The following is an 8,072-nucleotide window of genomic DNA, read 5'->3' on the forward strand; positions in this document are numbered from 1 at the left end:
CCGCTGGATAGCGACCATTGTTGCTCACGGTCTGTTTGCTGAGAGCCTGCTTTTTTCCGACTCACTGCTTCAATAGTGAGTTCAGTCAAGGGATGGATCTTTTTTTTGTTTTTTACTTCCATTTATACATTGGAATCAGGAAAGGAGCTTTATTATGTCTCTAGAGTTATCACCTGCTGATACGCAGTATGTCCGCGATCTGGGCGATGGCCTGCGGCTGCGCTGGTCGCGTCCCGAAGACGCTGAGGAGCTGGCTCGTCTGGAATGCGAGGTCTTTCTCAACAGGCCGGCAGATCCCCTTAATCAGCCGCTGGCCTGGCATGTGCGCGAGTTGCTTAGCGGAAGCCACCCGCTGATGGGAAGCCATGATTTCGCGTTGGTAGAGGACACGCAGCGCAGCCGCGATCGGGTGGTGGCCTGCGCCTGCCTCTGGCGTCAGTTCTGGGATTATGAGGGTGTTCGTTTGCTCGTAGGACGTCCTGAGCTGGTGGTGACCGATCCTGACTACCGCCATCGTGGTTTGATACGCGCGCTTTTTGGGCTGCTCCATGCACGCAGTGAGGCTGAGGGCGCACTAGTGCAGGCAATTACGGGTATCCCCTACTTCTATCGCCAGTTCGGTTACGAGTATGCCCTGGATCTCGCAGGCTACTTGAGCTTCCCGGTAGCGATGATTCCGCCTGCGCCCGGAAACGAGCGGGAGCCAGTGCAGCTGCGCGATGCCACACTGGAGGATCTGGCGTCGGTTACGGCGCTCTATGAAGCTCAGCGGCAGCGGGGAGAGCTGGCGGTGACGACGCCGATCGGTGAGGAGTGGTGGCGCTATCACGTGCTGCACCAGCAGGGCTGCCGCACGGGTGAGCACTGGCACATCCAGGTAATATGCAGTGACAGCGAGAGTTTTCTGGGCTTTCTGGTGATGCCGACGATGCGCTGGAGCTCGGCGGTGCCGGTGATGCACTGCTTTGAGATGGTGCCCGGGATCGATCTGTTCCGGCTCTTGCCCTCTGTGCTGCGGGCGATTCTGGCACGGGGCCAGCAGATGCCAGTGCGCAGAGACCCTGCTGAGATCGATCATCTGCGCATCTATCTGCCCACAGAGCACCCGATTCGCGCAGCGCTGCTGCACCTGACCAATCGCTATGGCGAGCCGCTCGCGGTGAGGAGCAGCCGCAGCTTTGCCTGGTATGTACGTGTTTCCGATCTGGCCGCCTTTTTGCGCCGAGTGGCCCCGGTGCTGGAGCGCCGGCTGGCCCAGTCGCCGCTGGCTGGCTACAGCGGCAGATTGAGTCTGCACTTCTATGGCCGTGAGCTGCAGCTTGCATTTCAGAGGGGCCGCCTGGAGGCGGTTCAGCTGGTGGAGCCGGCTTTCGATCAGGGGCAGGCTGAAGCGGCCTTTCCGCCCCTGGTCTTTCTGCAGCTGCTCTTTGGCTATCGAAGCCTGGAGGAGCTGCGCTACGCCTTCCCAGATGTGGAGGTGCAGCCAACGGCGGAAATGCTGCTGCAGGCGCTCTTTCCTAAGCGGCCTTCGTGGGCCATACCGCTGGGATAGGATTGCCGGGCCTCGTGGCAGAGAGAGGGCCAGGGCAGACCGGTGAGCGAGCGAGTGGTTGGGTTGCTCGTTCACCGGCAGCTGCTCCTGGGTGAGTTCAGGCCACTTCGAGCACGCCCTGAGTGGTTTGTTCGATCAGAAGCCGGATGACCTGGTCGATGGCGCCGGTCTGGCGATAGATAGCGATCTGGCGATCGGCGCCGGTTCCACGGGGATCAGCTAAGAGGGCGCGCAGATAGGCCATTTCCCGCTGGCTACCCAGCTCCTCGGCTACGTCGGCGACGAAGTCAAGGAGTTCGCCAATGGCCTCGCGCATGCTCAGGCGGCGGTGATTGGGGAAGTCGAAGTAGGTGGCGTCCAGTCCATCGCGCATGGCCAACCATTTGTTTTCTTCGATGTAGAGGCGCGGCAGGACGAAGGTGGTCACTCCCTGCCGATAGAGGAGGTAGAGCTTGGCCACGAGGGCCTGGCAGAGGGCTGCCAGGGCGATGGTATCTTCCAGGGTGGCTGGCATATCACAGATGCGGAATTCAAGGGTGTCGAAGAAAGGATGGAGGCGGATGTCCCACCAGATGCGCTTGCCATTGTCGATGGCACCGACTTCGATGAGGTCGTCGACGTAGCGTTCAAAGTGGGCCAGGCTGGGCAGGACTTCGGGCAGGCCGCTGCGGTTGCAGCGTTTCCAGACGACGGAGCGGTAGGATTTGATGCCAGTCAGTCTGCCTGCCCAGAAGGGCGAGTTGGCGGAGAGCGCCAGCAGATGGGGCAGCCAGAGGCGAGCCTGGTTCATGACAGCAATGGCCACCTCACGGTCGGGAATCCCAACATGGATGTGCAGGCCAAAGATGAGCAGCGAGCGGCCTACGTCCTGCTCCTCTTCTTCCAGCTCTATGTAGCGCTCGCGTTCGGTACGCTGCTGGTCCTGCCAGCGAGCCGTGGGATGGGTGCCCGCGCTGACGGGTACCAGGTCTTCTTTGGCCAGAATCTCGATGAGACGCCGGCGCAACTGGCACAGCTCTTGTCGGACGGCGGCGATATCGGCACAGACCGGGCTGATAATCTCGACTGTTGAGGCGTGCATTTCGGGCTTGATCTGCTCGCCAAAGAGGGTTTGACCTTGCTCCAGGACGCGCTCGATGGCACCGCACAGTTGACCACTACAGCGCTCAACAAGCTGAAATTCTTCCTCTACGCCAAGAGTGGGACGATAAAGGGCTGAACGACCTTTCATACGTGATCCTTTGCTCTTCAAAGCGACAGGTCCGGCAGAGGTGGCTCCATCGACACGCAACGCCTTCAAGACGATCCTTTCGAATTATACTCTATTTTCCGTCCGGGATGCGACGAGCAGCACCTTGTCCCTGGGACGAGGCGAGGGCGGGCGAGCACTGCCTACGCTACGCCAGGCTCGGGCCGGCAAGCAGGTACGCCAGCCGCCAAACAAACAAGTAGAGCCATTCACCGGCGTCGGGGCTAGTCTGTTCCTAGAATCGAGCAGGCCCAATATAGAGTTGTGAGCAGGCGATTTCGCTGCCCTCTTCTTCCACGTAGAGGCCAATGCCGCCGTTGACAGGGGCGAAAGGAGCAGAATCGCGCAGTGGTGTAGAAGAGACTCCCTGTCCGTTGATAAAGAAGCGCAAGAGAGGGCCATGAGCATCGACCTCAAGGGTATTGACAGCCCCCGGCCCGATCAGCAAGCTGGGAGCTGGCCCTTCGGCCAGCGTCGTCCAGCGCCCACTGTAGCGCCAGACGGCATACGAGCCACCGCCCCAGCTGGCGACGGCAAAAACGTAATAGCGTTGCTGGTCGCTACTGGCCCGGAAGACTACGCCATAGTAGTCGGCATCGTCGTGGGAGCCGCGCACCTGGCGCACGTTGACGGCCAGGTGAAAATCGTTGAAGCGATGGCCGGCGTAGAGCGCAAGAGCGCTGGCTCCCGGCGTGGTATTGAGGAGATAATACTCTCCATCGGCAAAGAAAGCGCTAGAGCTATGAGGCCAGTCGCTGGCTCCGGTCAGCAGCTGATCGACGGGAGCGGTGAGGGCCACAGTGGGCTGAGGGGGAGAGAAGCCAGAGGTTGACAGGCTGGCGCTGGCGCCGTTGTCTGGCCTTGTGTGAGCGGCATGCAGGGCGTAGGCGAGCGAGCTGGAGCAGAGCAGGAGCAGCAAAAGCAGGGTCAGCAGCAGGATCTTCCATCTGCCGCTGAAGCTGGAGGGAATGGGCAGTGCTTCCAGGCGCTGGACGACTGGGAAAGGGACCCAGGCCGGCAGGAGCAAGCCATGTACGCTCAGGCGGAGACGGGCGGGTGTCTCTGGGCCGGCGATCGCTTGCTGGAAGGCCTCGCTCAAGAGTCGAGCGGAGGCAAAGCGCTCCTCGGGGAACTTGGCCAGGGCCTTACGCAGGACATAGTCGACCTGGGGTGGGATACGTGGATCAAGCTCGCAGAGGGCCGGTGGCGGCTCGTGGACGTGCAGCAGAGCCAGCGCAATGGGGGAATCGGCCTGGAAAGGGGGACGTCCTGCCAGCAGATAGAAGAGGGTAGCGCCAAGAGCATAGATGTCGGCGCGGTGATCAACCGGCTCATTGAGGGCTTGCTCTGGGGCCAGGTAATCTGGCGTGCCCATAGGGGTAGACATGGCAGCAGCCTGTTCGCTGATCGGCGATTCCTCAACCTGGCCCTCGCTCGGCAACGCGTCCTGCAACAGGCGAGCAATGCCGAAGTCACAGAGGAAGGCGCGCCCTTGCTCATTGAGCAGGATGTTCGCGGGCTTGACGTCACAGTGGATGTAGCCGCGCTGATGAGCGTAGTCCAGGGCCGAAGCGATCTGTTCAACATAGGTGGCGGCCTGCTCTAAGGGGAGAGGGCCGTGGCGACGTACATAGTGGGCCAGGGTGCCGCCGGCCATATAGGGCATGACCAGATAGGCGAGGCCGGCCTCCTCGCCCCAGGCGTAGATAGGCACAATGTGCGGGTGCTGCAAGCGGCTGGCCGCCTGGGCTTCTTGCAGGAAGCGGCGTTGGAGTTCGGCGTAGGCCGTCCTCGTCAGATGGGTGCGAGGGAGAAAGACCTTCAGGGCTACGGGGGTGGAAGGGGTTGTTGGGTCATTGCAGCGGGCTAGATACACAGCGCTGCTTCCGCCGTAGCCAAGCAGCTTTTCAAGCACATATCCCCCGAGGGTCTTTCCGAGCAGCTCCTGACCCCTGCTGTGCAACACTTCGCAGCACCTCTTTCCTTCGCCACTGCCCCGTCGGCGGCAGCAACGCCACCGGCGAGGCGGGCAAGTCATGCTTGGGGTTTTTACCTGTCTTTGGCGCTTCTCGTTCGCTGGAGCAGCAGCCCTGCCGAGGCGGCGAGGCGAGAGCGGGAAGACAGGGTACGGCCTGGATCTGCTGAGATTCTTCAGGCAGTCCAGCCCAGGCCCCAGACTGGGGCACGCGAGTCGCCTCCTCTACTAGAGGCAGAACTCACCGTCGCGCATAATCAGGCGTCCGTCGACTTCGATGGTGCAGGTTGTCGGCACGACATCGACGTGAATGCGAGCATCCCAGTCGGCCCCGGTATACTCTGGATATGGATTGCCAAAGGCGATATGCAGGCCGGGAATCTTCTCATCCTGGAGCAGATTGCCAACCGGCTGTTTGAGGCTGATGAGGGTGCCGATGGCGAACTCCCCCACGCGGTTGCCGTTGGGGACCGAGAAGAGATAATCGCGCAGCTCCTTGGCAACCGCTGTGTCCTGGCTGGTGACCTCGGTGGCATAGCCATTTTTGATGGTGATGCGCACAGGATGCTTGAGGACGCCGTACTTGGCGGAGAAGAAGTCACCGAGGACGTCGCAGACCACCACGCCGTTGACATCGGCAGGGGCAGTAAAGACCTCACCTTCGGGCAGGTTGCCCCATTGCCCTTGCTCGTGATAGCGTCCGTGACAGGGAATCCACTTCCAGTGCTTATGGAAGGTCGCGCTCAGATCGCTGCCTCTGGCCGAGGTCACGTGGATGCGCTCGGCCTGGCGCACGATCTCATAGACCTTGTTAGTGATCTCATAGACCTGGTCGTAGTCGGCGCACATGCCTTCGGCCATCAGGCGCTCATCGATGCCCGGCATGTGGCCATGCCGGACACGTAGCTCCTGGGTCAAAAAGGGCAGCAAGGGGATGCGAAAACCGATCTCGCCAGGGCGAGTCGTGGCAATGTAGAAGGTGACGGTGGGATGAAACTGCTGCAGGTCCTGGCGCAGGCTCTCGGGAAAGCTTGTCAGGGGCCGCTTGCCGTAGTGCTCCAGAAAATGCACGCTGACGGCAGCATGGCGATCAAGGGCCGCCGCCGCAACCCGACGGGCGATCGCCCCGCGTTCATAGTCGGTCAAGATAAAGAGCCGGTCGGTGGCCGTTACCCCCATACAATTAAGAGCATTCTCGGCCCCACGCTGCACCCTTGCCTCGAAATTAGAGTCGCTCTGGATATTCGTGATCGCTTGCTGACTCATGATTGCCTTCTTCCTTCACTAATCTCACGGTACTCTTCTTACTCTCCCTAGAGAGAACGCTAAGAAGTCCCCCGATTCTCTCACCCATCTCCGTCCTCCTCTCATCCCTGGTCAGGCCGCGCTGCGGCGCTCTGGCGGCTACTTGTGGGATGCTCTGGAGAGAGAGACGCCGCCGCTCCAGTGAGAGTAACGCCTCTGGGAAACGACGGTGAGGGGGTGCTCTCCGTTTCCAGTATAGCGAGAAGGTGAGAACTACCGATGCAGGGCATTGCTATACTCCATACAGAAAGACAGCGCCTGCTTGTTTTGAGGTGAAGCAGAGAGGAGCGGCGACACGGCGACAGGTGGGCAGCGAACGAGAAGGAGCAGACCAGTGAGTGAAGACTTTCGCATTACCGATGTGGTGAGCTATCTCACGCGGCTAGGACTGCGCATCGCCAGCGTGGACGAGCGCCAGGGAGTGGCTGAGTTAGTTTTTCACGATGAGTTGGGGCAGTGGCAGCTGCTGATCATCTTGCAGGCCGGTCCACCGCTGGGGAGAAGACTGCTCTTTATTGTTCCTCATCTCAGTATTCTGCCGCAGCGGCGGCGCCTGAGTTGCCTGGAGGCACTGATGAGCCTGAACTATACGCTGCCGCTTGGGCGCTTCGGTCTGGACCTGGAGGATGGCGAGGTGCGTTTCAGCGCCAGTGTCTATCTGGGCCAGGACAGGCTGTCGTTGCCAGCCTTCAGGCGTCATCTCGAAGGGGTCATTCAGACGATCGTCATCTATCACAGCCTGTTGCCGCGCATCATCTATGGGCAGTGTACGGCTCGGGCTGCGCTTACTGCCTGCGAGCAGGCTTTTCTAGAGAGCTACGAGGGTGAGCGTTTTTCCTGGCAGGAGAGGCCCGGCAGCGAGCAAGAGCTAACGCAAGACGAGGCAGAGCCTGGCGCCTCGTCTTCCGCTCCCGAGCTGGATGCTGCCGAGGTGCTGGCGGAGATCAGGCGCATGCTGCAGGAGGGGCAGGAGCGCGATGATGACCTCACTTGAGCATGCTTAGCACACTGGCCGGCGAGCGCGCAGACGCCGCTGCGTGGTGGGCCGGGCCACCACAGCAGGAGTTTGCGCCCCGCTCGCTTGATCAGCAATCTTCTGCCCGGTTAGAAGGTCTGTTTACTCTTATTCGAATAATGCCCGTTGAGACGTGAACGCAAGGGAGGATAGGGCGGATCATCCTCATCATCTTCAAGGGGAACCTCGGGCGCCATCTCCTCTAGCTGATTCAGCTGCGAGGGGTCCAGCTTGATTAAGCGATCTGCCGTCTCTGTGCCTGTGCCTGTGCGGCGGACGGTATTGAGGCGCTTACCGATCTCCAAAGCAGCCCAGGCAAGAATGAGGGCAGCAACAATAAAGCCGATATAGCCCAGAATGGTCTCATCCATTTGGCCATCTCTTGCGGCACCTCCTCCTCCGAACAGACCTTGTTCCTGGAAACTGAGAGAGGCGCCGCCTCCTTCCCACGTGATTACTGTGCTGCCAGCGTCAGCTCTCCCCCACCAGGGAGGGTAGCGGCACCAGGAGTCACTGGTTGTAGTCTACCCAGGGCAACCCCGGCACGTCAAGCCAGAGATGGCCATCCCGGCTAGCCCCAGCCCGGCGGTGGGGGAAGGAGGACGTGTAGCAGTGCGACGTCAAGTGGAGGCCGGCCAGGGATAGACCCTGAAGCCGGCCCGCTCAGACAGTGGTGATGGAACCATCGGCGTTGACGCGAATCATGATCTGCGGGAGCGGGGTCGTGGCCGGACCCTGGACGACACTCCCCTTCTTGGCTGGATCAAAGATCGCGCCATGCGCCGGGCAGACGAGTAAATGGGTGGCCGGGTCATAGTTGACGGCCACTCCCTCATGCGTACAGCTCCGCGAGTAGGCTGCAAAGGAGCCACCCGGCAGGTGAATGAGCAGCCCCTGCTTGCCATCGGCTGGATTGGTAAAGGCCTGGGCTGAGTTAAGCGCCAGGGAGGTGGTGCCGATGACCTTGCCATTCTGC

Annotated in this window: 7 protein-coding genes; 2 read left to right on the forward strand and 5 right to left on the reverse strand. The window is 60.9% G+C overall.

What is annotated here, in order from left to right; all coding sequences use genetic code 11:
• Positions 1–154 precede the first annotated feature (154 nt).
• Entirely contained in the window at positions 155–1,552 is a 1,398-nt protein-coding gene (locus IRZ31_RS18380; protein WP_297156329.1) for a GNAT family N-acetyltransferase, read from the forward strand.
• 97 nt (positions 1,553–1,649) lie between these two features.
• Here IRZ31_RS18380 and IRZ31_RS18385 read toward each other — a convergent pair whose 3' ends face one another.
• The 3 genes from IRZ31_RS18385 to IRZ31_RS18395 form a co-directional block, all read right to left on the reverse strand.
• Positions 1,650–2,783, reverse strand: coding sequence for a carboxylate-amine ligase (locus IRZ31_RS18385; RefSeq protein WP_297156331.1), 1,134 nt, complete (start codon positions 2,781–2,783; stop codon positions 1,650–1,652).
• Positions 2,784–3,036: 253 nt separating this feature from the next.
• Positions 3,037–4,767: a serine/threonine-protein kinase gene (locus IRZ31_RS18390; RefSeq protein WP_297156333.1), complete on the reverse strand. Its 1,731-nt coding sequence runs from the start codon at positions 4,765–4,767 to the stop codon at positions 3,037–3,039.
• A 237-nt stretch (positions 4,768–5,004) separates the two neighbouring features.
• Positions 5,005–6,042 (reverse strand): aminopeptidase, encoded by a 1,038-nt coding sequence (locus IRZ31_RS18395; RefSeq protein WP_297156335.1) that lies wholly within the window; start codon positions 6,040–6,042, stop codon positions 5,005–5,007.
• A gap of 373 nt (positions 6,043–6,415) precedes the next feature.
• Here IRZ31_RS18395 and IRZ31_RS18400 point away from each other — a divergent pair, with 373 nt between their 5' ends.
• On the forward strand, positions 6,416–7,075 hold the full coding sequence (locus IRZ31_RS18400) for a YbjN domain-containing protein (protein ID WP_297156337.1): 660 nt from the start codon (positions 6,416–6,418) through the stop codon (positions 7,073–7,075).
• A 110-nt stretch (positions 7,076–7,185) separates the two neighbouring features.
• On the opposite strand, the gene IRZ31_RS18405 is transcribed toward IRZ31_RS18400, so the two are convergent.
• Both IRZ31_RS18405 and IRZ31_RS18410 read right to left on the reverse strand, forming a co-directional pair.
• Positions 7,186–7,467: a hypothetical protein gene (locus IRZ31_RS18405; RefSeq protein WP_297156339.1), complete on the reverse strand. Its 282-nt coding sequence runs from the start codon at positions 7,465–7,467 to the stop codon at positions 7,186–7,188.
• 292 nt (positions 7,468–7,759) lie between these two features.
• A partial coding sequence (locus tag IRZ31_RS18410; RefSeq protein ID WP_297156341.1) for a Rieske 2Fe-2S domain-containing protein occupies positions 7,760–8,072 on the reverse strand: 313 nt, incomplete at its 5' end.

Source organism: Thermogemmatispora sp. (assembly GCF_019683635.1).
Taxonomy (GTDB): Bacteria; Chloroflexota; Ktedonobacteria; order Ktedonobacterales; family Ktedonobacteraceae; genus Thermogemmatispora.

Excerpts from the sequence above, each read along its gene's own strand:
- IRZ31_RS18405 (WP_297156339.1), bottom strand. The coding sequence starts at position 7,467 with ATGGATGAGACCATTCTGGGCTATATCGGCTTTATTGTTGCTGCCCTC.
- IRZ31_RS18385 (WP_297156331.1), bottom strand. The coding sequence starts at position 2,783 with ATGAAAGGTCGTTCAGCCCTTTATCGTCCCACTCTTGGCGTAGAGGAA.
- IRZ31_RS18380 (WP_297156329.1), top strand. The coding sequence starts at position 155 with ATGTCTCTAGAGTTATCACCTGCTGATACGCAGTATGTCCGCGATCTG.
- IRZ31_RS18395 (WP_297156335.1), bottom strand. The coding sequence starts at position 6,042 with ATGAGTCAGCAAGCGATCACGAATATCCAGAGCGACTCTAATTTCGAG.